This is a genomic window from Lelliottia sp. 7254-16 (genome assembly GCF_002922995.1).
GTDB lineage: Bacteria > Pseudomonadota > Gammaproteobacteria > Enterobacterales > Enterobacteriaceae > Enterobacter > Enterobacter jeotgali.
In genome coordinates this window covers 95844-120960 of record NZ_PQVS01000012.1, presented here as the reverse complement: position 1 = coordinate 120960, position 25117 = coordinate 95844, and the positions used below count along the sequence as shown (strand labels likewise).

Genomic DNA, 25117 nt, shown 5'->3' with positions numbered 1-25117 from the left:
GGGGCGGGTGCAATGAAACGATCTCACAGGAGATGAAATCGACAGTCATTTGTGAAGCGTAGCACACAAACGTAACTTTTCACTCATTTACATAACATAACAGAAGTGTATGGTTGATCACTATTTTTGAGACTCGTCACAGGATGTAACTATAGTGTGGTCTTGATCTCGTTTTCTTTGTGCTTGTTACATAGAATGTGCACGGAAATTAAACCTGCCTCATATTTGGAGCAAATATGGACCGCGTCCTTCATTTTGTCCTGGCACTTGTTGTCGTTACTGCACTTGCATTGCTGGTCAGCACAGACCGCAAAAACATTCGTATTCGTTATGTTGTACAGCTGCTCGTCATTGAAGTTTTACTTGCGTGGTTCTTCCTGAACTCCAACGTAGGCCTGGGCTTCGTGAAAGGCTTCTCCGAAATGTTCGAAAAACTGCTCGGATTTGCTAACGAAGGGACGAACTTTGTCTTCGGCAGCATGAACGATCAAGGCCTGGCATTCTTCTTCCTGAAAGTGCTTTGCCCAATCGTCTTTATCTCTGCGCTGATTGGTATCCTGCAGCACATCCGCGTTCTGCCGGTTGTGATTCGCGCGATCGGTTTCCTGTTATCCAAAGTGAACGGCATGGGTAAACTGGAATCTTTCAACGCAGTCAGCTCCCTGATTCTGGGTCAGTCTGAGAACTTTATCGCGTATAAAGATATCCTCGGCAAAATGTCCCGTAACCGCATGTACACCATGGCGGCTACCGCAATGTCTACTGTTTCCATGTCTATCGTGGGCGCATACATGACAATGCTGGAACCAAAATACGTGGTCGCCGCGCTGGTTCTGAACATGTTCAGCACCTTTATCGTTCTGTCGCTGATCAACCCTTATCGTGTTGACGCCAGCGAAGAAAACATTCAGATGTCTAACCTGCACGAAGGCCAGAGCTTCTTCGAAATGCTGGGTGAATACATTCTGGCAGGCTTCAAAGTGGCGATCATCGTTGCTGCGATGCTGATCGGCTTCATCGCCCTGATCGCTGCGCTGAACGCACTGTTCGCTGCGGTGCTGGGTATCTCCTTCCAGGGCATCCTGGGCTACATCTTCTATCCAATTGCCTGGGTGATGGGTGTTCCTGCTCACGAAGCGCTGCAAGTGGGCAGCATCATGGCCACCAAACTGGTTTCCAACGAATTCGTTGCAATGATGGATCTGCAGAAAATTGCCAGCACGCTTTCTCCGCGCGCAGAAGGCATTCTGTCTGTGTTCCTGGTTTCCTTCGCTAACTTCTCTTCCATCGGTATCATCGCCGGTGCGATTAAAGGTCTGAACGAAGAACAAGGCAACGTGGTTTCTCGCTTCGGCCTGAAACTGGTTTACGGTTCTACTCTGGTGAGCGTACTGTCCGCGTCTATCGCTGCGCTGGTACTGTAATCCAAATAAAAAACCGGGGGTTTGCGCCCCCGGTTTTTTTACGCCTGCAGTTCGTCAAGCGGCTGAGGTTTTCCCAACAAATAACCCTGCAAATAATCCACGCCGATATCCAGTAACATCTGTCGCTGCTCAGGCGTTTCGACAAATTCCGCCACCACACACAACGATTTAGTCTTCGCCAGATTACAAATCGACTTCACAATCGTCGCATCCATGCTGTCCGTACAGATATCTTTCACGAAGCAACCATCGATTTTAATGATGTCAGCCTGCAGTCGTTTAAGCCGCTCATAGTTGGCGTATCCCGTACCAAAATCATCGATCGCAATTTTGAAACCATACTCACGCAGCTGCTGGATATTCTGAATACTGGACTCTGAATCTGAAAAAGCCTGTTCTTCAGTGACTTCAATGATGACCGCCTGAGGGACAACCGCGTAGCGTTTAAACAGTCCCACAATTTCAGCGGCCACCTCTTTTTGATTGAGCGTCATCGGCATCAGATTGACGGAGAAACGGGCTCCGCAATTCGTCGTGGGGTGATCGCGGAGCCACTTAAGCAGGTTCTCGAGTACACACAGATCGAAACGGTGGCTGAGGTTAAACTGTGCAATCAGAGGGATGAACCGATCCGGGGTAATGATTTCACCATCGCTCTCCAGACGGGTTAGAATTTCATGGTAGCCCTCACCTGCTGCGTTCTGAATTGGTTGAGCATATAAACGCACGCCTCCCTCATCAAGGGCCCGTTTTACACGGCTGAGCATTAATACCCGATCGGTTGTTTGCCCCGCGACCGTCTCAATGCTGTTAGTCAGCGCCAGCACTCTGTGCGTTACGCAAGATTGCTCAGAAAGCCAGCTCAGTTGCCCCAGCGTGTGGTGAAGGTTTTCGCCATCATGCCCTTCCAGCTCTCCCCAGGACGCCCCAAATTCGATGTCCAGCCCGGTATTGTTCCAGTAGATTTTACGGCTGTTCAACCGATCGACGATGTGCTGTAAACGCTCACCGGTATCTGGCCCTGAGAGTACTAAAATCAATTCGCTGCCCGGCAGCTGGAAGAATTTTTCATTCGCCTGCAATAAAGGCTGCACCGCCGACGTGATGGCGCGCTTGCAGTGGATGCGCATCAACATGCCGTAATGGCGGCTGAGAAAGCCCAGATTCCCCATGCGCAGACAGCAGATTTTGGCATCCGGGTGCCGCAGCAAATAGTCTTCCAGCGCCCGCATATTAGCGAGGCCCGTGAGCGGGTCGGTCAATGCCCTTTCATGCCAGCCCTTCTTTAGCCATTCGCTGCGGTGGTAAATCCGCGACATGTACATCAGGCAGATGGCAAAGGAAATCAGCACCGACAGGACGAACGCCAGCGCATAGCCCGTCTGTACACCGTTGAGGAAATTTTTGTTGTAAGACAGGAGCAGAAAAGCGGAAATCGCCCAGCTCAGAGAAACAAGGGCGTAGCTCAAGCGACTTATAGCAACCGTGAAAAGGATAAAGATTACCGGAACCAGATAGCCGGCGATAAAACTGGCCTCAATCGGTGAGCATAAAACCACTAACCCCAGCGTCAGACATATCAGCCAGCCGAATGTAAATACGGAATGTTTATGAATAAGATAGGGCTTAACGCTGCGTAACCAGAAGGTTCTGGCATAGCGCGGATTAATTATCATTCTTAACGGATAATAGAACATCATCGTAAATATCAGGCTGGCACAAATCAGGCTCTGAATATCAACAATATTATAAATCGCGGTGCCATCGCCAAAGAAGTTAGAAATTGAAAGCGGGAAATCAAAGAAATATCCAGCCAGATACATCGACAACTTTATACCCAGGGGAATGACAAATCCCAGCCAGAAAATGCGTAATCCGATCTGCCGGTTCGGCAGCCCATAGCGCCAGCGCTTACCCATCGTGAAGCCAAGGATCGCGCAGACCGCAAAGACAGAAAACGTCTGGCAAAAAAGCACAACAGCGTGCTGCAGAGGAGTGAGCTGGAAGTAATATAAATTGGTTAAGGCAAAACTCAAGACAACAGGAAGAACCGCGCGGCGACCAAACAATAACATCATTGCCAGCATCACGCTTAAGGGAAGCCAGGCTAAATAGACGTAATGGCCGTCAAGAATGGAGCGAGGGGAAATAAAACGAGAGAAAGGCACCGCCAGCAGACATAAAATGAATGCCAGCATAAATATTCGTAAATTATTTGTAAGGTGACTTTTTGCTCGCAACAAGGGGCTATTTCCCAGTCGAATCATTGGTTGAAGAAATGGTAAGTTTATTAATTGAGCGAATCAAGTTCCCGGTTTTTAAATGAATGCTTTTCTTGATTTCGATTGAGGTCAGATTGATAAACATACACGGATGGCAACAAAAAAGGCAGGAGATGATAACAAATGCATAAAAAAACCCCCGCCTTTCGGCGAGGGTCTGAATTTTGGTGGAGCTAAGCGGGATCGAACCGCTGACCTCTTGCATGCCATGCAAGCGCTCTCCCAGCTGAGCTATAGCCCCACAGTGTTTTACGTTCCAAACTCTCCTGGATAAGAATTTGGTGGAGCTAAGCGGGATCGAACCGCTGACCTCTTGCATGCCATGCAAGCGCTCTCCCAGCTGAGCTATAGCCCCAACGTAAAGCTGTCGTGTTGACGGGCGGCATAATATGAATTCCATTGCAGAGTGTCAACGGCAAAATCAACGCAGCCCTTTCAATCGTCGAAAAATCATGCAAATGAATCACAATGCGAAGCTGCTCGCAGCCAGTAGTTAAACCTGTCACATTTTCGCATAAAAGGGTGCTATAACATGAACCACTCATTAACCCTACTGATATTCAGGTAATTGCATGATCAAGGAACGAATGACGCCAGAGGAGTTGTCGCGACTCACTGGCTATAGCCGACAGACCATCAATAAATGGGTACGCAAGGAGGGTTGGAAAACATCTCCAAGACCAGGTGTTCAGGGTGGTAAGGCGCGTCTGGTTCACGTTAACGAAAAAGTGCGAGAGTTTATCCGCAGCGCATCCAGGATGACGGATGAACCTCAGCTCATTGAAAGCACAGCCAATAATAGCTCACTTAACGCTCTACTTCTGACACTGGCAAATGAAATGACCCCGGATGAGCAAAAACAGCTGACGACGTTGTTACTGCGGGAAGGGATTACCGGATTGTTACAACGTTTAGGGATACGCGAACAGAGCTGATATGAAAAAATTACGGAGCAAAATGACCACGGAAGAGTTGTCCGATAGCCTTGGCGTCGCCAAACAAACGATTAACCGCTGGGTGCGTAAGCAAGGGTGGAAAACCGAAAGTTTGCATGGTGTAAAAGGCGGACGAGCACGATTGATCCATATCGACGCCCGCGTGCGCGAACACATTATGAATATCCCCGCGATACGTAACCGACAGGCTATTTATCAGCTTGCAGAAACGTCCGCCGAATATGAGGGGGCGAACACCACCAGCTTGTTACGCCAGGTGACCGGCGCACTGGAAAGTATGACACTCATTGAGCAAGAAAAACTTGCCGTGCTGCTGGCCCGCGAAGGTATTCAGGGCTTCCTCGCCCGCCTCGGTATTGCTGAAGAACAGGCATAAAAAAACGGCAGGATAGCCTGCCGTTTTTGCTCTTCGTCTGCCCGACGTATTTACTGTTGGCTTTCGCGCTCAGTAATAAAATCCAGAGCTTTGTTAATGCGCGCAACGCTGCGCGTTTTGCCAATTGCATGAACGGTGACATCAAGTCCTGGGGATTGCCCAGCACCAGTCACGGCAACACGCAGTGGCATACCAACTTTCCCCATACCGACTTCCAGTTCGTCTGCCGTGGCCTGAATCGCGTTGTGAACATTTTCCGCAGTCCAGTCAGTCAGTGCAGACAGTTTATCACGCACGACTTCGAGCGGCTGACGAGCAACCGGACGCAGGTGTTTTTTCGCTGCGTCAGGATCAAACGCCTCGAACTCTTCGTAGAAATAACGGCAGCTTTCCGCAATCTCTTTAAGCGTTTTGCAGCGTTCACCCAGCAGTTTCACCAGATCCGCCAGCTCTGGGCCAGTGCGGGTATCGATGTTCGCCTGCTCAATGTGCCATTGCAGGTAGGTTGCAACGTATTCCGGCGGCATGGTGTTGATGTAGTGATGGTTCAACCACAGCAGTTTATCGGTGTTAAATGCACTGGCGGATTTGCTCACTGCATTCAGGGAGAACAGTTTGATCATCTCTTCGCGGCTGAAGATCTCCTGGTCACCGCTGGACCAGCCCAGACGGACTAAATAGTTCAGCAACGCTTCCGGCAGATAACCGTCATCGCGGTATTGCATCACGCTGACAGCGCCGTGACGTTTAGACAGTTTTTTACCGTCATCGCCATTAATCATCGATACGTGCGCATAAATAGGCACCGGCGCATTCAGCGCTTTCAGGATATTAATCTGACGTGGTGTGTTGTTGATATGATCTTCACCGCGAATAACATGGGTGATTTCCATGTCCCAGTCATCAACCACAACGCAGAAGTTGTAGGTCGGTGAACCGTCAGTACGACGAATGATCAGATCGTCCAGTTCCTGGTTGCTGAACTCAATCGGGCCACGGATCTGGTCGTCGAAGATAACAGAACCTTCCTGCGGGTTAGCGAAACGCACAACGCAGGGTTCGTCATCGGCATGGTGCTCGTGGCTGTGGCGGCAGCGGCCATCGTAACGAGGCTTATCACCGTTCGCCATTTGCTCTTCACGCAGAGCTTCCAGACGCTCTTTGGAGCAGTAGCATTTATACGCGGTACCCGCGACCAGCATGTCGTCGATGACGGCGTTGTAACGGTCAAAACGTTTCGTCTGGAAGTACGGGCCTTCATCCCACTCCAGATTCAGCCAGTTCATCCCATCCATAATGGCTTCGATTGCTTCCGGTGTGGAACGTTCGAGATCGGTGTCTTCAATACGCAGCACGAACTCACCGTCGTGGTTACGTGCAAAAAGCCAGGAATAGAGAGCAGTACGTGCACCACCGACGTGCAGATAGCCTGTCGGGCTGGGCGCGAAGCGAGTTTTGATTTTCATGAAATGGCCTTACGTTATAAAGATGCCGACGACCGGCAAATGCTGGGATAAAAACAATGGGCAATATTCTATCACTGTGGGCCGATTCCTCAATGATGTTGCCTTATTGACGTGCAGGTTTACTAAATTTGTTTAGAAATCATGCTGCGCGGGCCATTTTGTGATCCGTTTGTTTAATTTTACGACGAACAAACAAAATCTTTAGAAAAGGCGTTGACTCATTTTCAACTCTCCCTATAATGCGACTCCACACAGCGGGGGTGATTAGCTCAGTTGGTAGAGCACCTCCTTTACACGGAGGGGGTCGGCGGTTCGAGCCCGTCATCACCCACCATTCATTTGTGAGTGATACCGCAGTGTAGCAAGAGATAAGATTTGGGTGATTAGCTCAGTTGGTAGAGCACCTCCTTTACACGGAGGGGGTCGGCGGTTCGAGCCCGTCATCACCCACCATTATCTTCTCTTGTAATAGCAGTACCGAAGTTTGGGTGATTAGCTCAGTTGGTAGAGCACCTCCTTTACACGGAGGGGGTCGGCGGTTCGAGCCCGTCATCACCCACCATTCGGGGCGTTAGCTCAGTTGGTAGAGCAGTTGACTTTTAATCAATTGGTCGCAGGTTCGAATCCTGCACGCCCCACCAATGTAAAAAAGCGCCCTAAAGGCGCTTTTTTGCTATCTGCGATATTCAAGATTCGAACCTGGAGCAGGTTCGAGCCGAACGCAGTGAGGCAACGGAGCCGTAAGGCGACGGCCCGAAGGGCGAGCGAAGCGAGTCATCCTGCACGCCCCACCAATGTAAAAAAGCGCCCTAAAGGCGCTTTTTTGCTATCTGCGATATTCAAGATTCGAACCTGCAGCAGGTTCGAGCCGAACGCAGTGAGGCAACGGAGCCGTAAGGCGACGGCCCGAAGGGCGAGCGAAGCGAGTTATCCTGCACGCCCCACCAATGTAAAAAAGCGCCCTAAAGGCGCTTTTTTGCTATCTGCGATTCCTGAATTTTCTCCCTCCCAGATCTGGCAGGTCCCCTCAAGCTATGGGTTTATTTGCCGATATGCTTGTTTTATGGCGAGAGGATTTAAAATGACAACAATACAGACATCAACTCCTTCAGTGCAGACCGGCAGCAGCGGTGGCAGCAGTTCCGGTGCAAGCGGTATCGCTTCGCAGATTAGCCGCCTGACATCGCAAATCACTAAGCTGACTCAGCAACTTAAGGATGTCGCGAACGGTAGCGGCAGCACCGAGGATAAGAAAAAACAGCAGGAGCTGCTTCAGGCTCAGATCAAAATGCTGCAAGCCCAACTGGCACAATTACAGCGCCAGCAGGCTGAAGAAGCCCAGCAAAAACAAGATCAAAAACAGGGCAAAATAGAAGGCGTTAATTCACCTTCCGCCGATCACCAGATTGATATCTACATCTAATCCTCTGGAGCATTAAATAACGGATCGCGTATGCGGGCCTCCATCAATCGCTGTGCCTGCATACGTACTACCTCCCAAAGCGCATGAGCCGCACCAGAAAGCGAGCGATTTTTACGCCGCGCCAGCATCAGTTTACGTTCTATGCACGGCGTGAAACGCCTGACAACAAGCCTACTCCCCTGCGGCAACGGCAGCGCCAGCGCGGGTAACACGCTGATGCCAATCCCGGCCTCCACCATTGGGAAAAGCGTCGCGGGATGTCCAATCTCCTGCACAATTGTCGCGTTCACCCTCTGCTGAGCAAGTGCCGCATCTATCAGCGGTCGGCTTCCCGATGCATAATCCTGTAATACCAGATTTGCGCCCTGCAACGACTGCCATGTCACCTGAGACACCGATGCAAGAGGATCATCTTCGCGGCACAAGAGTAAAAATGGTTCTGACAGCACGACTTCACATTCGAGATCTGTCACTGGACCGGGATCGATAACAATGCCGAAATCAACGTCACCTTGCCTGATACTCTCCAGAACCCACTGCTGCGGCCTGTCGTGTAGTACAAAATCAATATCGGGATAGCGGCGATTACTTTCGGCAATGCATTGCGGAATCAAATGTGCAGAAATCGTCTGACTGGCCGCAACGCGGACTGTCCCGGAAAGCTGCTTCCCCACCCTGCCCACGTCACGCAGCGTACTGTTGAGTTCATCCAGCAGGCGCTCCAGACGCGCAGCCAGCTGCTGCCCCGCCTCGGTGAGTACCACTTCACGCGTGGTACGATCCAACAGGCGCACGCCGGTCTGTAATTCCAGTTCTTTTACGCTATGACTCACTGCCGACTGGCTCAGTCCGATCATCTCCCCGGCACGGCTAAAGCTGCGGGCCTGGGCGACGGTGACAAAAACACGAAGCTGACGAAGGGAATAATTCATCTGTTTTATTCATGAATGGATGCAATAAATCGATTTTATTTCTCAAACGGAACAAAGCACAATAGCGAAATCTGATTTCAGGAGCGTTTATGAAACTGTTTCGTGTTCTCGATCCCTTTACCCTTACGCTGATTGCCGTTGTCCTGCTGGCCTCTTTCTTCCCGGCGCGCGGTAGTTTTGTTCCGTTTATCGAAGGCCTGACAACGGCAGCTATTGCCCTGCTGTTCTTCATGCACGGGGCGAAGCTGTCTCGTGAAGCGATCATCGCCGGGGGCTGCCACTGGCGACTTCACCTGTGGGTAATGTGCAGCACCTTCATTCTGTTCCCGATCCTCGGCGTGCTCTTCGCCTGGTGGGCACCGGTGAACGTCGATCCGGCGTTGTATACCGGCTTCCTGTACCTGTGCATTTTGCCCGCGACCGTCCAGTCGGCCATCGCGTTTACGTCACTGGCAGGCGGCAACGTTGCGGCAGCAGTCTGCTCTGCATCAGCCTCCAGCCTGTTGGGGATTTTTGTCTCGCCGCTGTTGGTTGGCCTGCTGATGAATATGCATGGCGCAGAGGGTAACCTTGAGCAAGTTGGTAAAATCTGCCTGCAACTGTTGCTGCCGTTCGTGCTTGGGCATCTTTCTCGTCCGTGGACCGGGGATTTCGTCGCGCGAAACAAAAAGTGGATTGGCAAAACCGACCAGACCTCGATTCTGTTAGTGGTTTACTCCGCCTTTGGCGAAGCCGTAGTGAATGGGATCTGGCACAAGGTCGGGATTGGTTCGCTGCTGTTTATCGCGCTGGTGAGCATCGTGTTACTGGCGATTGTGATCGCAGTGAATACTTTTGCCGCCCGTAAATTTGGCTTCAATAAAGCGGATGAAATCACCATTGTGTTCTGCGGCTCGAAAAAGAGTCTCGCCAACGGTATCCCGATGGCCAATATTCTCTTCCCGACGTCGGTGATTGGCATGATGGTGCTGCCGCTGATGATCTTCCACCAGATTCAGCTGATGGTCTGTGCGGTGATGGCGCGTCGTTACAAGCGCGAGACAGAGAAGCTGGCGCAGGAAGAGACCCGCGCCGCGAAAGCTTAAGGACGCTTGAGGGGCTGAACCAGATGGCTCAGCCCTTCGCTTTTAATGAGCAGTGTGATAGCCATCAGCTCGCCGAGTCGCCCGGCAGGGAATTGATCCTTACGCGCAAACCACAGAAAATACTCTTCCGGCACGTCAATCAATCGACGTCCCTTGTATTTTCCGAATGGCATTTCGGTATTGGCAATCTCGATGAGCTGTTCTTTCTCCACATTACTCTCCCAGTAGCCTAATCATTTCGGCTTCGTCGATAACTTCAATGCCCAGCTCCTGCGCTTTCGCCAGTTTCGAGCCTGCCGCTTCACCGGCAATCACCAGATCGGTTTTCTTCGATACGCTGCCCGCCACTTTTGCACCCAGCGCCACCAGACGCGCTTTGGCGTCGTCACGGGACAACTGACTCAGGCTGCCGGTGAGTACCACGGTTTTGCCCGCAAACGGGCTGTCGATCTCTTCGACGTTGACGACAACCGGTGCGGGCCAGTGAATGCCCTCTTCCAGCAATTTACCGATCACTTCGCGGTTGCTCTCTTCCGCAAAGAAGTTAAAGACGTGAGTGGCAACGACGATACCGACGTCCGGCACTTTTTGCAGATCGTCAATCGAGGCCTTTTCGAGCAGCTCAAGCGTACCGAAATGAGCAGCCAGTCCGGCAGCGGTCGCCTCACCGACTTCACGAATACCCAGAGCATACAAGAACCGTGCGAAGGTCGTTTCTTTGGCTTTCTCCAGCGCATTCACCACGTTTTGCGCGGATTTTGGCCCCATGCGATCCAGTCCTGTCAGCTTTCCAGCCGTCAAGTGGAACAGATCAGCAGGCGTGTGGACATACTCTTTCTCGACCAACTGATCGATAATTTTATCGCCCATCCCGTCGACATCCATCGCCCGACGGGAGACGAAGTGTTTGAGCGCTTCTTTGCGCTGCGCCCCGCAGATTAACCCGCCAGTGCAGCGCGTCACGACCTCGCCCTCTACGCGCTCAACGTCGGAACCACATACCGGACAGTGGGTCGGAAATTCAATGGCACGAGTGTCATCAGGGCGTTCAGATTCGACAACGTTCACCACTTGGGGGATCACATCACCCGCGCGACGAACAACGACTTTATCGCCAATCCGCAGGCCCAGACGTGCAATTTCATCAGCGTTATGCAGAGTCGCATTGCTGACCAATACACCCGCGACCTGAACAGGTTCCAGACGTGCGACCGGGGTAATCGCCCCGGTACGGCCTACCTGAAATTCCACGTCGCGCACGAAGGTCATCTGTTCCTGAGCGGGGAATTTAAAGGCCACCGCCCAACGCGGTGCACGCGCCACAAAACCTAACTGTTCCTGAAGCGCCAGCGAGTTCACTTTGATGACCACGCCATCGATATCAAACCCGAGTGACGGACGGTCCGCTTCGACCTGATGATAAAATGCCAGCACCGCTTCCGGTGAGTCGCAAAGTTTCACCCGATTACTGACCGGCAGTCCCCACTCTTTAAATTGCAGCAGGCGACCCAGATGGGTATCAGGCAGTTCTCCGCCCTCAAGAATACCCACGCCGTAGCAGAAGAACGTCAGTGGGCGCTTCGCCGTTATCCGTGGATCAAGCTGACGCAGCGATCCTGCCGCAGCATTACGCGGGTTAGCAAACAGCTTTCCACCGGTGCGACGCGCTTCATCGTTAATCTTTTCAAAGCCAGCCTGCGGGAGGAACACTTCACCGCGCACTTCGAGGCGTGCGGGAATGTTCTCGCCGCGCAGCTTCAGTGGTATTGCGCGGATGGTCCGCACGTTGGTGGTGATGTCTTCACCAGTTGTGCCATCGCCGCGCGTGGCGGCGCGCACCAGCACGCCATTTTCATACAGGATACTCACCGCCAGACCGTCGAGCTTCAGCTCACAGCACCATGTCAGCGTTTCAGCGCTTTTCAGTCGGTCCTGGACACGCTTGTTAAACGCGAGAAAACTGTCTTCGTCGAAAACGTTATCCAGTGACAGCATCGGCACTTCATGACGCACCTGGCTGAAAGAGGCCAGCGGAGCCGCACCCACGCGCTGCGTCGGCGAATCCGGGGTGATGAGATCGGGGTGTTGTGTTTCCAGCTCGCGCAGTTCGCGCATCAGGCGGTCATACTCCGCATCCGGGATTTCCGGTGCATCCATCACGTGATACAAATATTCATGATGGCGAAGTGTGGTTCGTAGCTGTGTGAGTTGTTGTTCGATTGAGTCCATATCGCACCATCAATGAGAAAAACCCCCGACAGGCGGGGGTTGAGGAGGAGTGGAAGAGAACGTAGCGTTTACGCGTTAGCTTCCTTTACTTCGCGGATGCGATCCTGATACTCGCGCAGTTTCTGCGGCGTCATCATGCGACGCTGATCGTCGAGTACCACACCACCGACTTCATCGGCGATATGCTGGGCGGATTGCAGCATCAGCTTAAAGTTTTGCAGTTCATCGCCGTAAGAAGGCACCTGCATAAAGATAGTGATACCAGGCGTGGTGAAATCACCGCTCATTTCCGGGTCGAAAGTCCCCGGATTGACCATATTGGCCAGGCTAAACAGCGCGGGGCCGCTGCCGTCCGGGCTCAGATGGCGGTGGAAAATGTTCATGTCGCCAAACTTGAAACCCGCCTGCTGGATGCTGTTAAGCAACACTTCACCGTTGAGCTGAGTGCCATGATGAGCAGCCACGTTCATGATGATCACCGTTTCTTTACGCTGCGGCTTTTCAGTCACTGGCGCTTCTTCAACAACCGGCTCCGGCTCAAAGACCGGCTCAGGCTGCGGGGCTGGCTGCGTGTGAACAGGCTGCGGCGGTGTTTCTGGCGGCAGTGGCTGAACAGGACGCGGCGCTTGCGGCGCGGGCTGTGGCACAGGTTGCTGTTGCACAGGCGGCTGCTGTGGCTGGCGCACCGGCTCTTCAACCGGCTGCGGAGCAACAGGCTGGCGCGGCTGTGCAGACGCGTAAGGCGGCTGGTACTGGTGCTGTGGAGGCTGACGAGGCGCTTCATGCTCCCCATGACCTGCAGCAGGCGCAGTTGTATTGACCCGATGAACGCGGACTTCACCCACGCCTTCGTCGTCGGTATCTTCGATGTCGTCATCACCGTCATCGTCGTTACGACTGGACTTCATGCGCTTCAGTGGGCGATCGCGAAACATCGAGGAGCGTTCTTTACGGCTGGTCCAGAAACCATGTACCAGTAAAGCGAGTATGGCGATCGCGCCAACAATGATTAATATCAGACGCAAATCCTGCATCATTATATTCTCTGTTGTTCTAACACCTTGCCACCACGGCAAACATTTACTCACTAAGAGTATTTGCCGATTACGTCAAGTGCAAGTGTGTGCAGAGCATTCAAAGCATAAAGATGAACGAAATCGTGCTTTTTGCTGTTTTTTCGAACATTTCCGAACTGGTCATTGGTCCATAACTCGATAATATAGGCGTGCAATTCCACTGGTTGTGAAAAAAGGAGTACAGCCTGGTTATGGTTTCAACATCAACAACGACTCCGCGCAGCGGTATCTGGTACTTTTCTCAGGGATGGAAACTGGTCTCCCTGCCAGGCATTCGCCGTTTTGTGATCCTGCCCCTGCTGATCAACATTCTGCTGATGGGTGGTGCTTTCTGGTGGCTGTTTACGCAACTCGAAAGCTGGGTACCGGCCATCATGAGCCACGTCCCCGACTGGCTGCAATGGCTGAGCTATTTGCTGTGGCCGATTGTGGTCATCTCCGTCCTGTTAGTTTTTGGCTATTTCTTCTCAACGATAGCCAACTGGATCGCCGCCCCGTTTAATGGGCTGTTGGCAGAACAACTCGAAGCACGACTGACGGGGGCCACACCGCCTGATACCGGCGTACTCGGCATAATGAAAGATGTGCCGCGCATCATGAAGCGCGAATGGCAAAAGTTTGCATGGTACCTGCCACGCGCGATTGTCCTGCTGATCCTCTATTTTATCCCCGGCATTGGCCAGACCGTTGCGCCGGTGCTGTGGTTCCTGTTTAGCGCCTGGATGCTGGCGATTCAGTATTGCGACTATCCATTCGACAACCATAAAGTGCCGTTTAAAGAGATGCGCACGGCGCTGCGCTCGCAAAAGGTCATCAATATGCAGTTTGGTGCCCTGACCAGCCTGTTCACAATGATCCCTTTCCTTAACCTGTTCATCATGCCGGTCGCCGTCTGCGGCGCGACCGCGATGTGGGTGGATTGCTACCGTGCTAAGCACGCGTTATGGAAGTAATGCAAAACTGTGTAAATGGGGGGCGGCTTATGCCCTCCTTATTCCATACTGATAGCCATTATTTCCTTGCAGCATATAGATATGCGATTTCCTTACTTCCGCATACTTATCCAACGGGTATGCTGGGACGGTATCCCAATTTCATACAGTTAAGGACAGGCCATGAGTAAGATTTACGAAGACAACTCGCTGACTATCGGTCATACGCCACTGGTTCGACTGAACCGTATCGGTAATGGACGCATTCTGGCGAAGGTAGAATCACGTAACCCGAGCTTCAGCGTAAAATGCCGTATCGGTGCAAACATGATTTGGGATGCCGAAAAACGTGGCGTTCTGAAGCCTGGCGTTGAACTGGTTGAACCGACCAGCGGCAACACCGGTATCGCTCTGGCCTACGTTGCCGCTGCGCGTGGCTACAAATTAACGCTGACGATGCCAGAAACCATGAGCATTGAGCGTCGCAAGCTGCTGAAAGCACTGGGCGCGAATCTGGTTCTGACCGAAGGCGCGAAAGGCATGAAAGGTGCCATTCAGAAAGCAGAAGAAATTGTCGCCAGCGACCCGGCCAAATACCTGCTGCTGCAGCAGTTCAGCAACCCGGCAAACCCGGAAATCCACGAAAAAACCACCGGCCCTGAAATCTGGGAAGATACGGATGGCCAGGTTGACGTGTTTATCTCCGGCGTCGGCACTGGCGGGACGCTGACCGGCGTGAGCCGCTATATTAAAGGCACGAAAGGCAAAAAGGATCTCATCACCGTTGCCGTTGAGCCAACCGACTCCCCTGTCATCGCCCAGGCGCTGGCTGGCGAAGAGATAAAACCAGGCCCGCACAAAATTCAGGGCATCGGCGCAGGCTTTATTCCGGGCAACCTCGATCTCAAGCTGATTGATAAAGTGGTCGCCATTACCAATGAAGAAGCCATCTCTACGGCGCGTCGTCTGATGGACGAAGAAGGTATTCTGGCCGGTATCTCTTCCGGTGCAGCAGTGGCTGCTGCGCTTAAGCTTCAGGAAGATGAAACCTTTACCAATAAGAATATTGTGGTTATCCTACCGTCCTCGGGTGAGCGTTATTTAAGCACTGCACTGTTTGCCGATCTGTTCACGGAAAAAGAACTGCAACAGTAATGCCAGCATGTTAAGAACGCGTAAAAAAGCACCCAAAAGGGTGCTTTTTTGTGGCCTGCATCAAACTTTTACTCCTCCTGGCATTGATTCACCCCGTCGGGTCTGGTATTTAACCTGACAATTATTTTGAAGCGCGAAATTAATCAATGTCGGAAATAGCGAAGCTGAATCGATTTTATGATTTGGTTCAAGTCTTGCTTTCACTGCATAATGTTTAATGACGAGCGAAACGTCAGCGCTAACAAGACAGGCTAAAGTTAAGCCGCCAGGCTAGACTTTAGTTCCACAACACTAAACCTATAAGTTGGGGAAATACAATGTTCCAGCAAGAAGTTACCATTACTGCTCCAAACGGTCTGCACACCCGCCCTGCTGCTCAGTTTGTTAAAGAAGCAAAAGGCTTCACTTCTGAGATCACTGTGACCTCCAACGGCAAAAGCGCTAGCGCAAAAAGCCTGTTTAAGCTGCAAACTCTGGGCCTGACTCAGGGTACCGTTGTCACCATCTCTGCGGAAGGTGAAGACGAGCAGAAAGCAGTTGAGCATCTGGTTAAACTGATGGCTGAGCTCGAGTAAGTTCCGGGTTCTTTTTAATATCAGTCACAAGTAAGGTAGGGTTATGATTTCAGGCATTTTAGCATCCCCGGGTATCGCTTTCGGCAAAGCACTTCTGCTGAAAGAAGACGAGATCGTCATCGACCGGAAAAAAATTTCTGCCGACAAGGTTGATCAGGAAGTTGAGCGTTTTCTGAGCGGTCGTGCCAAGGCATCAGCGCAGCTGGAAGCGATCAAAACTAAAGCTGGCGAAACTTTCGGTGAAGAAAAAGAAGCCATCTTCGAAGGGCACATCATGCTGCTCGAAGATGAGGAGCTGGAGCAGGAAATCATAGCCCTGATTAAAGATAAGGGCATGACGGCCGACGCGGCTGCACATGAAATTATCGAAGGCCAGGCTACTGCCCTCGAAGAACTGGATGATGAATACCTGAAAGAACGTGCGGCTGACGTACGTGATATCGGTAAGCGCCTGCTGCGCAACATCCTGGGTCTGGCGATTATCGACCTCAGCTCTATCCAGGACGAAGTTATCCTGGTTGCCGCTGACCTGACGCCGTCTGAAACCGCACAGCTGAACCTCAAAAAGGTGCTGGGTTTCATCACCGACGCCGGTGGCCGTACTTCCCACACCTCAATCATGGCGCGTTCTCTGGAATTGCCAGCCATCGTGGGTACCGGTAGCGTCACCTCTCAGGTGAAAAACGACGACTATCTGATTCTGGATGCCGTAAACAATCTGGTTTACGTCAACCCAACCAACGAAGAAATCGAACAACTGCGTGCCGTTCAGGAGCAAGTCGCTTCTGAAAAAGCGGAACTGGCCAAACTGAAAGATCTGCCAGCCATTACGCTGGACGGTCATCAGGTGGAAGTTTGCGCGAACATCGGTACCGTCCGTGACGTTGACGGCGCTGAGCGCAACGGCGCGGAAGGCGTGGGTCTGTATCGTACTGAGTTCCTGTTCATGGACCGTGACTCACTGCCAACTGAAGATGAGCAGTTTGCGGCGTACAAAGCGGTTGCTGAAGCCTGTGGCTCACAAGCGGTTATCGTACGTACTATGGATATCGGTGGCGACAAAGAGCTGCCGTACATGAACTTCCCGAAAGAAGAAAACCCATTCCTGGGCTGGCGTGCAGTGCGTATCGCGATGGATCGTAAAGAGATCCTGTACGCGCAGGTACGTGCAATCCTGCGTGCTTCTGTATTCGGTAAATTGCGCATCATGTTCCCAATGATCATCTCTGTTGAAGAAGTGCGTGCACTGAAAGCTGAGATCGAAATCATGAAGGCGCAGCTGCGTGAAGAAGGTAAAGCCTTTGATGAAACTATCGAAGTGGGCGTGATGGTGGAAACACCAGCGGCAGCAACGATTGCTCGTCATTTGGCCAAAGAAGTCGACTTCTTTAGTATTGGCACCAATGATTTAACGCAGTACACCCTGGCAGTTGACCGTGGTAATGATATGATTTCACATCTCTACCAACCAATGTCACCGTCCGTACTCACGCTAATCAAGCAAGTTATTGATGCTTCTCATGCTGAAGGTAAATGGACAGGCATGTGTGGTGAGCTTGCAGGCGACGAACGTGCTACACTTCTGTTGCTGGGTATGGGTCTGGACGAATTCTCTATGAGCGCCATTTCCATCCCGCGCATTAAGAAGATTATCCGTAACACGAACTTCGAAGATGCGAAGGTGTTAGCAGAGCAGGCTCTTGCTCAACCGACAACGGACGAGTTAATGACGCTGGTTAACAAGTTCATTGAAGAAAAAACAATCTGCTAATCCACGAGATGCGGCCCAAATTACTGCTTAGGAGAAGATCATGGGTTTGTTCGATAAACTGAAATCTCTGGTTTCTGATGATAAGAAAGACACCGGAACTATTGAGATTATTGCTCCGCTGTCTGGCGAAATCGTCAATATCGAAGACGTGCCGGATGTAGTATTTGCCGAAAAAATCGTTGGTGATGGTATTGCTATCAAACCAACTGGTAACAAAATGGTTGCGCCAGTTGACGGCACCATCGGTAAAATTTTTGAAACCAACCATGCGTTCTCTATCGAATCTGATAGCGGTATCGAACTGTTCGTACACTTCGGTATCGACACCGTTGAGCTGAAAGGCGAAGGCTTCAAGCGTATCGCTGAAGAAGGCCAGCGTGTGAAAGTTGGCGACCCGGTGATCGAATTCGATCTGGCGCTGCTGGAAGAGAAAGCCAAGTCTACCCTGACTCCGGTTGTTATCTCCAACATGGACGAAATCAAAGAACTGATCAAACTGTCTGGCAGCGTGACCGTGGGCGAAACCCCGGTGATCCGCATCAAGAAGTAATTCTTGCCGCACAGAAAAATGGCGCCTTCGGGCGCCATTTTTGTTTATGCGGGGAGGATTAGCTCGTCAAAGCCCTTTTCCTGGGTGTACTTCATCACCTCAGTGACCCGATCGCCTGCACAGCGGATTGCATCGGCCACGTCCTTGCCCTGCACAATGCCGCTTACCAGCTCTGAACAGAACAGATCGCCGGTTCCTTTCAGGTCAGTCGCAACACGCGGATGATCCGTTACCGTCACAGCGTCTTTCGTCACCAGAACCACGTGAATGTTCTCCGGGTCAGACTCCACCGGCGCGCTAGTAATCGCTACCCATTTCAGCGTGTCGGACAGCAAACTTTTTGCCGCAGCCACAGCGCTCTCCGGGGTGCGGCACGGTTGATCGCTTAGCACTTCCAGCTCAAAAACATTCGGCGTAATTCCCTGCGCCAGCGGCAGTAAATGCTGGCGATAGGCTTCAGGAATTTCAGGCTTCACGTAGATACCGCTGTCGATATCGCCAATCACCGGGTCGACCAGTACCAGCAAATCCGGGTGTTTTGCTTTGATCGCGACAAGCCACTGGGCCAGGATTTTAATCTGGCTGGCGCTGCCCATATAGCCGGTGGTCACCGCTTTAAGCTCGCGCAACACATCGCGTTCTTCCAGCGCTTGCAGGTAGCCGCTGAACCAGTCGTCGGGGATCACGCCGCCGTAAAACGTGTCGTAATGCGGGGTATTGCTGAACAGCACCGTTGGAACTGCCGTAACGGTCAACTGATGTTGTCTGATATTCGGCACCGCAATGCTGTTGCCCACGCTGCCGTAAACCACCTGCGACTGCACAGCCACGATATCCGTCTGCTGCGCACGGGTTTTATCCCGAAATAAAATCATCTCCATGACGCTTAAATCCCCGCCCCCTGCGAATAACTCTCTTCACCAAAGACCCCGGTAGACAGATAACGATCGCCGCGATCGCAGATAATTGCGACCACCACCGCGCCCGGATTCGCCTGCGCCACGCGCAACGCTCCAGCTACCGCGCCACCCGAACTGACGCCACAGAAAATGCCTTCACGCACCGCCAGTTCACGCATGGTATTTTCCGCCTCACGCTGATGAATATCCAGCACCTGGTCCACAAGCTGGGCATTAAAAATCCCCGGCATGTATTCCGCAGGCCAGCGCCGAATACCCGGAATGCTGCTCCCCTCTTCCGGTTGCAGGCCAACAATCGTCACCTTGCTTTGCTGTTCGCGCAAAAAACGCGACACGCCAGTAATGGTTCCGGTAGTCCCCATGCTGGAGACGAAATGACTGATGCGTCCGTCAGTTTGACGCCAGATTTCGGGGCCAGTGGTGGTGTAGTGCGCGTAAGGGTTATCGGGATTATTGAACTGATCCAGCAGTTTTCCTTCGCCGCGCTGGGCCATTTCGAGTGCCAGATCGCGCGCCCCTTCCATCCCCTGCTCTTTGGTCACGAGAATCAGTTCCGCACCGTAAGCACGCATCGCAGCACGACGCTCCTGGCTCATGTTGTCCGGCATCAGCAGCTTCATGCGATAGCCTTTCAGCGCCGCAATCATCGCCAGCGCAATGCCGGTGTTGCCGCTGGTCGCTTCGATCAGCACGTCGCCGGGTTTGATTTCCCCGCGCTTTTCAGCTTCTACAATCATCGACAGCGCCGCCCTGTCTTTAACAGAACCCGCAGGATTATTGCCTTCCAGTTTGACCCAAATTTCGCTGCCGTTACCGGGATGCATACGCTGTAGTTTGACCAGAGGGGTGTTGCCGATGGTGTGTTCTAATGTGTTCACGAATTCTGTCCAATAAAAAGCCCGGTGGCGCTTTCGCTTACCGGGCCTACAGGGATCGTTTTGTAGGCCGGGTAAGCGCTGCGCCACCCGGCAAATACCACGTCTAATTAACCTATCAGGCCGACTCCGCCAGAGCAAGACTCTCGCGCGACTCGATACGCTCGTTGCCGTGATAGATTCGGGCATGTTGTAAGCCGACAAACAGACGATCGCCGCGTGACGGAGCCTCTTCATCACGCATCACCACCGTCAACGGCTCGGTATACCAGCCCAACGGTTGTACCACCAGATGGGTGTAGTGACCTTTAGGGCTCGCTTCCAGTACTTGTACCGGCAGCGGGGAATCGAGGCTGGTGCGGCGGCTAACGTCCACTTCCCACGGGCGCAGGAACAGATCGACCGGTCCCTGATGGGCAGGCGTGTAGCCCAGCGGCCAGCGGTGCGCGCCGACATGGAACTGTCCGCCGCGAATGTTACCCTGCATGCGGTTAACTTCGCCCATAAACTCCAGCACGAAGCGGGTCGCTGGCTCGCGCCACAGCTGTTCAGGCTCATCAACCTGTTCGATATTCCCCTGGCTCATCACGACCACGCGATCGGCGACTTCCATCGCCTCTTCCTGATCGTGGGTCACGAAGACGCTGGTGAATTTCAGCTCTTCATGCAGCTGACGCAGCCAGCGCCTAAGCTCTTTACGCACCTGGGCGTCCAGCGCACCAAAAGGTTCGTCGAGCAGCAGAATTTGCGGCTCAACAGCCAGGGCACGCGCCAGCGCCACGCGCTGTTTCTGCCCACCGGAAAGCTGCGCCGGGTAGCGATCAGCGAGATGGGCCAGCTGCACCATTTCCAGCAGTTTGGTCACTTTCGCTTTGATGGTCGCGGCATTTGGGCGCTCGCGGCGCGGCAATACGGTCAGGCCAAAGGCGATGTTATCGAACACCGTCATATGGCGGAACAGGGCGTAATGCTGGAACACAAAACCGACTTTACGATCGCGAGCATGCAGGCGGCTGACATCGGTTCCGTGGAAACGAATGTGCCCGCTGGTCTGATGCTCGAGACCGGCAATAATACGCAGCAGCGTGGTTTTACCGGAACCGGATGGCCCAAGCAGCGCCACCATCTGTCCGGAAGGGATATCCAGCGAGATATCGTTCAGCACCTGGGTGCGACCAAAAGACTTCTTAATATTGGCAATCTCAATGCTCATGATTTCCCTCCTGCTGCAGGCGTTTTTCCTGATTCTCTAAACGCCACTGCACCACACTCTTTAAAAACAAGGTCAAAATAGCCATCAGCGTCAGCAGGGCTGCGGCGGTAAAGGAACCGACGGTGTTATAATCCTGCTCCAGCAATTCAATTTGTAGCGGTAGCGACAGGGTTTCGCCGCGAATCGAGCCGGACACCACCGACACCGCGCCAAACTCACCGATCGCGCGCGCGTTGGTCAGCACCACGCCGTACAGCAGTGCCCAGCGGATGTTCGGCAGCGTCACACGCCTGAACATCTGCCAGCCGGATGCGCCCAGCAGGATCGCCGCTTCGTCTTCGTGGCTGCCCTGGCTTAACATCACCGGCACCAGCTCACGCACCACAAACGGACAGGTCACGAATACCGTCACCAGCACCATGCCCGGCCAGGCGAACATAATTTGCAGGTTGTGCTCGTCGAGCCAGCCGCCGAGCGGCCCGTTGGAGCCGTAAAACAGCAGATAAATCAGACCGGCAACCACCGGTGAGACCGCAAACGGAATATCCAGCAGGGTCAGCAACAGCTGACGGCCCGGAAAGTCAAAGCGCGTCACCAGCCACGCCAGCAAAATCCCGAACACCAGATTCACCGGCACGGAAATCAGGGCGATCATCACCGTCAGCCAAATCGCGTGCAGCATGTCCGGGTCGGCCAGGTTTTGCAGCGCGGGCATAATCCCCTTGCTGAACGCCTGCACGAAGATGTAAACCATCGGCACCACGAGAATAAAGGCGGATACCAGTATTCCGGTGCCAATCAGAAACCATTTTCCCCAGTTGATGCGGGGGGCGTCGTAGCGCTTCAATTGAGTAACTTCCGCCATCAGTGACCTACCACACGCCGACCAAAGCGACTTTGCAGAGTGTTAATCGAGAACAGCAGCAGCAGTGACGCGGCGAGGATCACCGAGGCAATCGCGCTTGCCGCAGGATAGTCAAACTCCTGCAAGCGCACAAAAATCATCAGCGAGGTGACTTCGGTTTTCCACGCAATATTCCCGGCGATAAAAATGACCGCGCCAAACTCGCCGAGGCTACGGGTGAACGACAGCGCCACGCCGGCCAGCAGCGCCGGAGAGAGCTCCGGTAATACCACTTTGCAGAAGCTCTGAATGCGCGTCGCACCCAGCGTTTCGGCGGCTTCTTCGTATTCCGGTCCTAACTCTTCGAGAACGGGCTGCACGGTACGTACCACAAACGGGATGCTGGTGAAAGCCATCGCCACCGCGATCCCAAGCCAGGTATAGGTCACTTTGATGTCGAACTGCGCCAGCCACTGGCCGTAAAATCCGTTCACCGAAAACAGCGACGCCAGAGTCAAACCGGCGACCGCCGTCGGCAGCGCGAAAGGTAAATCCATCAGCGCGTCGAGCAGTGTGCGGCCCGGAAAGCGATAGCGGGTTAAGATCCACGCCATCAGCAGGCCGAATACGCCGTTGAAAATCGATGCCACAAACGCCGACAGCAGCGTCACTTTATAGGCCGCCACCACCTGCGGGTTGGTGATGACTTCCCAGTACTGCGCCCAGCTCATCTGCGCCAGCTGCATCACCAGCGCACTTAACGGCAACAACAAAATCAGACAGACGAACAGCAGGCTGGTCCCGAGGCTTAAGGTAAAGCCCGGCAGCACACGTCTGGAGGAGACGGCTAACATTACTTACGCCCCGCCGCCAGCAGTTTGTCCAGCTCACCGCCGGTGGTGAAGTGGGTTTTCATCACTTCAGGCCAGGAGCCAAACTGGTCTTCCACGCGGAACAGCTCGGTCTGCGGGAATTTGTCTTTCAGCTTGTCCATCACGTCCGGATTCGCCACGCGATAGTAATAGTCGGTGATGATGGTTTGCGCCTGTGGGCTGTAGAGATAGTTCAGGTACGCTTTCGCCGCTTTCTCGGTGCCGTTGGATTTGACGTTTTTATCCACCCACGCCACCGGGAATTCCGCAAAGATATTGACCTTCGGCACCACCACTTCGAAGCCCTGCGCTTCATACTGTTTACGGATGTTGTTCACTTCCGATTCGAAGCTTATCAGCACATCCCCCAGACCGCGCTCCACGAAGGTGGTGGTCGCCCCGCGACCGCCGGTATCGAACACTTCGACGTTTCTCAGGAACTGGGTCATGAACTGTTCGGTTTTGGCTTTATCGCCGCCGTCGGCTTTATCGGCTGCACCCCAGGCCGCGAGATAGGTATAACGCGCGTTACCGGAGGTTTTTGGATTCGGGAAGATCAGCTTCACGTCAGAACGCACCAGATCGTTCCAGTCGTGGATGTTCTTCGGGTTACCCTTACGCACCAGGAACGCCATTGTGGAGTAGAACGGCGAGCTGTTGTTCGGCAGACGGCTCTGCCAGTCCGCCGGGATCAGGTTGCCTTTGTCATGCAGGATCTGCACGTCGGTAATCTGGTTGTAGGTCACCACATCGGCTTTCAGGCCCTGCAAAATCGCCAGCGCCTGCTTGGAAGAGCCCGCGTGAGATTGCTTGATGGTCAGCTTGTCGCCGTTATTGTCTTTCGCCCACTGCTGTTCAAACGGCGGGTTCAGGGCGGCAAACAGTTCGCGGGAAACATCATAGGAACTGTTGAGCAGCTCAGTCGCCTGCGCCTGTGCAACCAGCAGCACGGAAGCTGCCAGCGCCAGATATCCTTTTTTCAGTACAGTAACGGCCATTGCGCACCCTTATAAATGTGATGACTAACTTATTGCCATAATATTTATAACGGGTACGAAAGGAGTAACGGTTTTATATACCGTTTGGTGATTTAGCAGCAGAAAAGGGAATAAGGGTACCAGGCGGGGTGCGGCCTGATGCCCTCACCCCGGCCCTCTCCCACAGGAAGAGGGAGAAAAACAATTACAGAGCCATTAGACGCTCAACGGACGGCGCGAAGTAGTAGCCGCCGGTCACCGGTTTGGTGAAGCGCAGCATGGCGTCGCGTTTACCGTCGGTGTCACCGAACATGCTCAGCAGCTGCTGTTCGATGTTGTACAGACGCGCACAGTAGGCGCAGAAATACAGACCGTGGGTGCCGCTCGCCGTGCCGTACGGCAGGCTCTGGCGGACAATCTTCAGACCTTTGCCATCTTCTTTCAGATCGACACGGGTCAGGTGAGACGTTGCCGGACGCTCGTCGCCGTCGATCTCTTCGTTGGCTTCTTTGGTACGACCGATCATCATCTCCTGATCGTGCACGCTCATGCGGTTCAGCTGCTTGAGGTTGTGCTCCCAGCGCTGCACAAACACGTAGCTGCCGCCCGCGTCCACGCCATCTTTGATAACAGCCACATCGCGACGGGTTTCTTCGCCTGCCGGGTTCTCGGTACCGTCGACGAAGCCGCTCAGGTCACGTTCTTCCACCCAGCGGAAACCGTGAACTTCTTCCTGCACTTCAATGCTGTCGCCAAAGGCTTCAATTGCCGCCTGAGCAACCGAGAAATTCACGTCATGACGCAGAGAGAGGATATGGATCAGCACGTCGTACTGAGTCGCCGGGGCCAGGCCTTTACCGTAAGGGATAAAGTCTTTCAGCTCGGTTGCGCCTTCGCCACCGCTCAGCTGGCGCCAGACGTTGTTGCCAAAAGCCACCACTGCGCCAAGATGGGCATCCGGGAATTTGGCCTCGAAGGTCGCCAGTTTATCGATAAATACTTTGCTGGCCGCACGCAGGGCATCCACATCCCCTTTTACATTGGCTTCAATCCAAATCGCCGCGCGGCAATGTTCTGGCAAAATGCCACTCTGAACCTGAGACATCGCTCCTCCTGAAAAAAAGATGCCACGCGTTCGTGGCATTGATGGCGGCTATTATACCTGGATTTCAGCGAGGCGGTTT

Annotated in this window: 23 protein-coding genes, 6 tRNA genes and 2 other RNA genes; 16 read left to right on the top strand and 15 right to left on the bottom strand. The window is 53.1% G+C overall.

The window, feature by feature from the left end; genetic code table 11:
• Positions 1–236 precede the first annotated feature (236 nt).
• On the top strand, positions 237–1424 hold the full coding sequence (gene nupC, locus C3708_RS16275) for a nucleoside permease NupC (protein WP_010433166.1): 1188 nt from the start codon (positions 237–239) through the stop codon (positions 1422–1424).
• A gap of 38 nt (positions 1425–1462) precedes the next feature.
• Here nupC and C3708_RS16270 read toward each other — a convergent pair whose 3' ends face one another.
• The 3 genes from C3708_RS16270 to C3708_RS16260 form a co-directional block, all read right to left on the bottom strand.
• Positions 1463–3622, bottom strand: coding sequence for an EAL domain-containing protein (locus tag C3708_RS16270; RefSeq protein ID WP_095282814.1), 2160 nt, complete (start codon positions 3620–3622; stop codon positions 1463–1465).
• A gap of 249 nt (positions 3623–3871) precedes the next feature.
• Positions 3872–3947 (bottom strand) — tRNA-Ala (locus C3708_RS16265).
• Between the two features lie 38 nt (positions 3948–3985).
• Positions 3986–4061, bottom strand: a tRNA-Ala gene (locus C3708_RS16260).
• Positions 4062–4278: 217 nt separating this feature from the next.
• On the opposite strand from C3708_RS16260, the gene C3708_RS16255 reads away from it, so the two are divergent.
• Complete coding sequence (locus tag C3708_RS16255) at positions 4279–4641, top strand: YfeC-like transcriptional regulator (protein WP_095282815.1); 363 nt, start codon at positions 4279–4281, stop codon at positions 4639–4641.
• Position 4642: 1 nt separating this feature from the next.
• Complete coding sequence (locus C3708_RS16250) at positions 4643–5038, top strand: YfeC-like transcriptional regulator (RefSeq protein WP_095282816.1); 396 nt, start codon at positions 4643–4645, stop codon at positions 5036–5038.
• 50 nt (positions 5039–5088) lie between these two features.
• Here the strand turns inward: C3708_RS16250 and gltX are convergent, their stop codons facing one another.
• Positions 5089–6504, bottom strand: coding sequence for a glutamate--tRNA ligase (gene gltX / locus C3708_RS16245; RefSeq protein ID WP_095282817.1), 1416 nt, complete (start codon positions 6502–6504; stop codon positions 5089–5091).
• Positions 6505–6762: 258 nt separating this feature from the next.
• On the opposite strand from gltX, the gene C3708_RS16240 reads away from it, so the two are divergent.
• The 7 genes from C3708_RS16240 (at position 6763) to C3708_RS16210 (ending at position 7927) form a co-directional block, all read left to right on the top strand.
• Positions 6763–6838 (top strand) — tRNA-Val (locus C3708_RS16240).
• Between the two features lie 43 nt (positions 6839–6881).
• Positions 6882–6957 (top strand) — tRNA-Val (locus C3708_RS16235).
• 33 nt (positions 6958–6990) lie between these two features.
• Positions 6991–7066: transfer RNA gene (locus C3708_RS16230), tRNA-Val, on the top strand.
• Between the two features lie 3 nt (positions 7067–7069).
• Positions 7070–7145: transfer RNA gene (locus tag C3708_RS16225), tRNA-Lys, on the top strand.
• 29 nt (positions 7146–7174) lie between these two features.
• Positions 7175–7298: non-coding RNA, RtT sRNA (locus C3708_RS16220), on the top strand.
• Positions 7299–7327: 29 nt separating this feature from the next.
• Positions 7328–7451: non-coding RNA, RtT sRNA (locus C3708_RS16215), on the top strand.
• Positions 7452–7585: 134 nt separating this feature from the next.
• A complete protein-coding gene (locus tag C3708_RS16210) occupies positions 7586–7927 on the top strand; it encodes a FlxA-like family protein (protein ID WP_158251372.1) in 342 nt (113 codons plus the stop codon).
• Here the strand turns inward: C3708_RS16210 and C3708_RS16205 are convergent.
• On the bottom strand, positions 7924–8859 hold the full coding sequence (locus C3708_RS16205) for a LysR family transcriptional regulator (protein ID WP_103949725.1): 936 nt from the start codon (positions 8857–8859) through the stop codon (positions 7924–7926). The two genes, C3708_RS16210 and C3708_RS16205, sit on opposite strands and share 4 nt — an antisense overlap.
• A gap of 89 nt (positions 8860–8948) precedes the next feature.
• On the opposite strand from C3708_RS16205, the gene C3708_RS16200 reads away from it, so the two are divergent.
• Positions 8949–9944, top strand: a complete 996-nt coding sequence (locus C3708_RS16200; RefSeq protein ID WP_103949724.1) for a bile acid:sodium symporter family protein — start codon at positions 8949–8951, stop codon at positions 9942–9944.
• On the opposite strand, the gene C3708_RS16195 is transcribed toward C3708_RS16200, so the two are convergent.
• The 3 genes from C3708_RS16195 to zipA form a co-directional block, all read right to left on the bottom strand.
• Positions 9941–10156: a DUF3820 family protein gene (locus C3708_RS16195; RefSeq protein ID WP_095282821.1), complete on the bottom strand. Its 216-nt coding sequence runs from the start codon at positions 10154–10156 to the stop codon at positions 9941–9943. The two genes, C3708_RS16200 and C3708_RS16195, sit on opposite strands and share 4 nt — an antisense overlap.
• Position 10157: 1 nt before the next feature.
• Complete coding sequence (ligA, locus tag C3708_RS16190; protein ID WP_103949723.1) at positions 10158–12173, bottom strand: NAD-dependent DNA ligase LigA; 2016 nt, start codon at positions 12171–12173, stop codon at positions 10158–10160.
• A 68-nt stretch (positions 12174–12241) separates the two neighbouring features.
• Complete coding sequence (gene zipA / locus C3708_RS16185; protein WP_095282823.1) at positions 12242–13210, bottom strand: cell division protein ZipA; 969 nt, start codon at positions 13208–13210, stop codon at positions 12242–12244.
• 230 nt (positions 13211–13440) lie between these two features.
• Here zipA and cysZ point away from each other — a divergent pair, with 230 nt between their 5' ends.
• The 5 genes from cysZ to crr all read left to right on the top strand — a co-directional run bounded on the left by cysZ (position 13441) and on the right by crr (position 18232).
• The gene (gene cysZ / locus C3708_RS16180; RefSeq protein WP_103947338.1) at positions 13441–14202 is read left to right on the top strand and encodes a sulfate transporter CysZ; all 762 of its coding nucleotides are present in this window, start codon (positions 13441–13443) and stop codon (positions 14200–14202) included.
• Positions 14203–14364: 162 nt separating this feature from the next.
• Positions 14365–15336: a cysteine synthase A gene (cysK, locus tag C3708_RS16175; RefSeq protein ID WP_095282825.1), complete on the top strand. Its 972-nt coding sequence runs from the start codon at positions 14365–14367 to the stop codon at positions 15334–15336.
• A gap of 317 nt (positions 15337–15653) precedes the next feature.
• Positions 15654–15911 (top strand): phosphocarrier protein Hpr, encoded by a 258-nt coding sequence (gene ptsH, locus C3708_RS16170; RefSeq protein ID WP_000487600.1) that lies wholly within the window; start codon positions 15654–15656, stop codon positions 15909–15911.
• A gap of 43 nt (positions 15912–15954) precedes the next feature.
• Positions 15955–17682 carry a phosphoenolpyruvate-protein phosphotransferase PtsI gene (gene ptsI, locus C3708_RS16165; protein WP_095282826.1) on the top strand — a complete coding sequence of 576 codons (1728 nt, stop codon included), beginning with the start codon at positions 15955–15957 and terminating at the stop codon, positions 17680–17682.
• A gap of 40 nt (positions 17683–17722) precedes the next feature.
• The gene (gene crr / locus C3708_RS16160; protein WP_049841435.1) at positions 17723–18232 is read left to right on the top strand and encodes a PTS glucose transporter subunit IIA; all 510 of its coding nucleotides are present in this window, start codon (positions 17723–17725) and stop codon (positions 18230–18232) included.
• A 44-nt stretch (positions 18233–18276) separates the two neighbouring features.
• Here the strand turns inward: crr and pdxK are convergent, their stop codons facing one another.
• The 7 genes from pdxK to C3708_RS16125 all read right to left on the bottom strand — a co-directional run bounded on the left by pdxK (position 18277) and on the right by C3708_RS16125 (position 25038).
• Positions 18277–19113, bottom strand: coding sequence for a pyridoxine/pyridoxal/pyridoxamine kinase (pdxK, locus tag C3708_RS16155; protein ID WP_103949722.1), 837 nt, complete (start codon positions 19111–19113; stop codon positions 18277–18279).
• A 5-nt stretch (positions 19114–19118) separates the two neighbouring features.
• Positions 19119–20030, bottom strand: coding sequence for a cysteine synthase CysM (gene cysM / locus C3708_RS16150; protein ID WP_103949721.1), 912 nt, complete (start codon positions 20028–20030; stop codon positions 19119–19121).
• A gap of 115 nt (positions 20031–20145) precedes the next feature.
• Positions 20146–21240 (bottom strand): sulfate/thiosulfate ABC transporter ATP-binding protein CysA, encoded by a 1095-nt coding sequence (gene cysA, locus C3708_RS16145; RefSeq protein WP_103947335.1) that lies wholly within the window; start codon positions 21238–21240, stop codon positions 20146–20148.
• Entirely contained in the window at positions 21230–22105 is an 876-nt protein-coding gene (gene cysW / locus C3708_RS16140; protein ID WP_103949720.1) for a sulfate/thiosulfate ABC transporter permease CysW, read from the bottom strand. Before cysW ends, cysA begins: the two co-directional genes overlap by 11 nt.
• Positions 22105–22938, bottom strand: coding sequence for a sulfate/thiosulfate ABC transporter permease CysT (gene cysT, locus C3708_RS16135; protein ID WP_095282831.1), 834 nt, complete (start codon positions 22936–22938; stop codon positions 22105–22107). The genes cysW and cysT overlap by 1 nt, the downstream gene beginning before the upstream one ends.
• On the bottom strand, positions 22938–23954 hold the full coding sequence (locus tag C3708_RS16130; protein WP_103949719.1) for a sulfate ABC transporter substrate-binding protein: 1017 nt from the start codon (positions 23952–23954) through the stop codon (positions 22938–22940). The genes cysT and C3708_RS16130 overlap by 1 nt, the downstream gene beginning before the upstream one ends.
• Positions 23955–24138: 184 nt before the next feature.
• On the bottom strand, positions 24139–25038 hold the full coding sequence (locus C3708_RS16125) for a Dyp-type peroxidase (protein WP_103949718.1): 900 nt from the start codon (positions 25036–25038) through the stop codon (positions 24139–24141).
• Between the last annotated feature and the right edge of the window lie 79 nt (positions 25039–25117).

What these genes read in the sequence shown, in the direction of transcription:
- nupC (WP_010433166.1), top strand. Translation starts at nt 237, where the DNA reads ATGGACCGCGTCCTTCATTTTGTCCTGGCACTTGTTGTCGTTACTGCA.
- C3708_RS16270 (WP_095282814.1), bottom strand. Translation starts at nt 3,622, where the DNA reads ATGCTGGCATTCATTTTATGTCTGCTGGCGGTGCCTTTCTCTCGTTTT.
- C3708_RS16255 (WP_095282815.1), top strand. Translation starts at nt 4,279, where the DNA reads ATGATCAAGGAACGAATGACGCCAGAGGAGTTGTCGCGACTCACTGGC.
- C3708_RS16250 (WP_095282816.1), top strand. Translation starts at nt 4,643, where the DNA reads ATGAAAAAATTACGGAGCAAAATGACCACGGAAGAGTTGTCCGATAGC.
- gltX (WP_095282817.1), bottom strand. Translation starts at nt 6,504, where the DNA reads ATGAAAATCAAAACTCGCTTCGCGCCCAGCCCGACAGGCTATCTGCAC.
- C3708_RS16210 (WP_158251372.1), top strand. Translation starts at nt 7,586, where the DNA reads ATGACAACAATACAGACATCAACTCCTTCAGTGCAGACCGGCAGCAGC.
- C3708_RS16205 (WP_103949725.1), bottom strand. Translation starts at nt 8,859, where the DNA reads ATGAATTATTCCCTTCGTCAGCTTCGTGTTTTTGTCACCGTCGCCCAG.
- C3708_RS16200 (WP_103949724.1), top strand. Translation starts at nt 8,949, where the DNA reads ATGAAACTGTTTCGTGTTCTCGATCCCTTTACCCTTACGCTGATTGCC.
- ligA (WP_103949723.1), bottom strand. Translation starts at nt 12,173, where the DNA reads ATGGACTCAATCGAACAACAACTCACACAGCTACGAACCACACTTCGC.
- zipA (WP_095282823.1), bottom strand. Translation starts at nt 13,210, where the DNA reads ATGATGCAGGATTTGCGTCTGATATTAATCATTGTTGGCGCGATCGCC.
- cysZ (WP_103947338.1), top strand. Translation starts at nt 13,441, where the DNA reads ATGGTTTCAACATCAACAACGACTCCGCGCAGCGGTATCTGGTACTTT.
- cysK (WP_095282825.1), top strand. Translation starts at nt 14,365, where the DNA reads ATGAGTAAGATTTACGAAGACAACTCGCTGACTATCGGTCATACGCCA.
- ptsH (WP_000487600.1), top strand. Translation starts at nt 15,654, where the DNA reads ATGTTCCAGCAAGAAGTTACCATTACTGCTCCAAACGGTCTGCACACC.
- ptsI (WP_095282826.1), top strand. Translation starts at nt 15,955, where the DNA reads ATGATTTCAGGCATTTTAGCATCCCCGGGTATCGCTTTCGGCAAAGCA.
- crr (WP_049841435.1), top strand. Translation starts at nt 17,723, where the DNA reads ATGGGTTTGTTCGATAAACTGAAATCTCTGGTTTCTGATGATAAGAAA.
- pdxK (WP_103949722.1), bottom strand. Translation starts at nt 19,113, where the DNA reads ATGGAGATGATTTTATTTCGGGATAAAACCCGTGCGCAGCAGACGGAT.
- cysA (WP_103947335.1), bottom strand. Translation starts at nt 21,240, where the DNA reads ATGAGCATTGAGATTGCCAATATTAAGAAGTCTTTTGGTCGCACCCAG.
- cysW (WP_103949720.1), bottom strand. Translation starts at nt 22,105, where the DNA reads ATGGCGGAAGTTACTCAATTGAAGCGCTACGACGCCCCCCGCATCAAC.
- cysT (WP_095282831.1), bottom strand. Translation starts at nt 22,938, where the DNA reads ATGTTAGCCGTCTCCTCCAGACGTGTGCTGCCGGGCTTTACCTTAAGC.
- C3708_RS16130 (WP_103949719.1), bottom strand. Translation starts at nt 23,954, where the DNA reads ATGGCCGTTACTGTACTGAAAAAAGGATATCTGGCGCTGGCAGCTTCC.
- C3708_RS16125 (WP_103949718.1), bottom strand. Translation starts at nt 25,038, where the DNA reads ATGTCTCAGGTTCAGAGTGGCATTTTGCCAGAACATTGCCGCGCGGCG.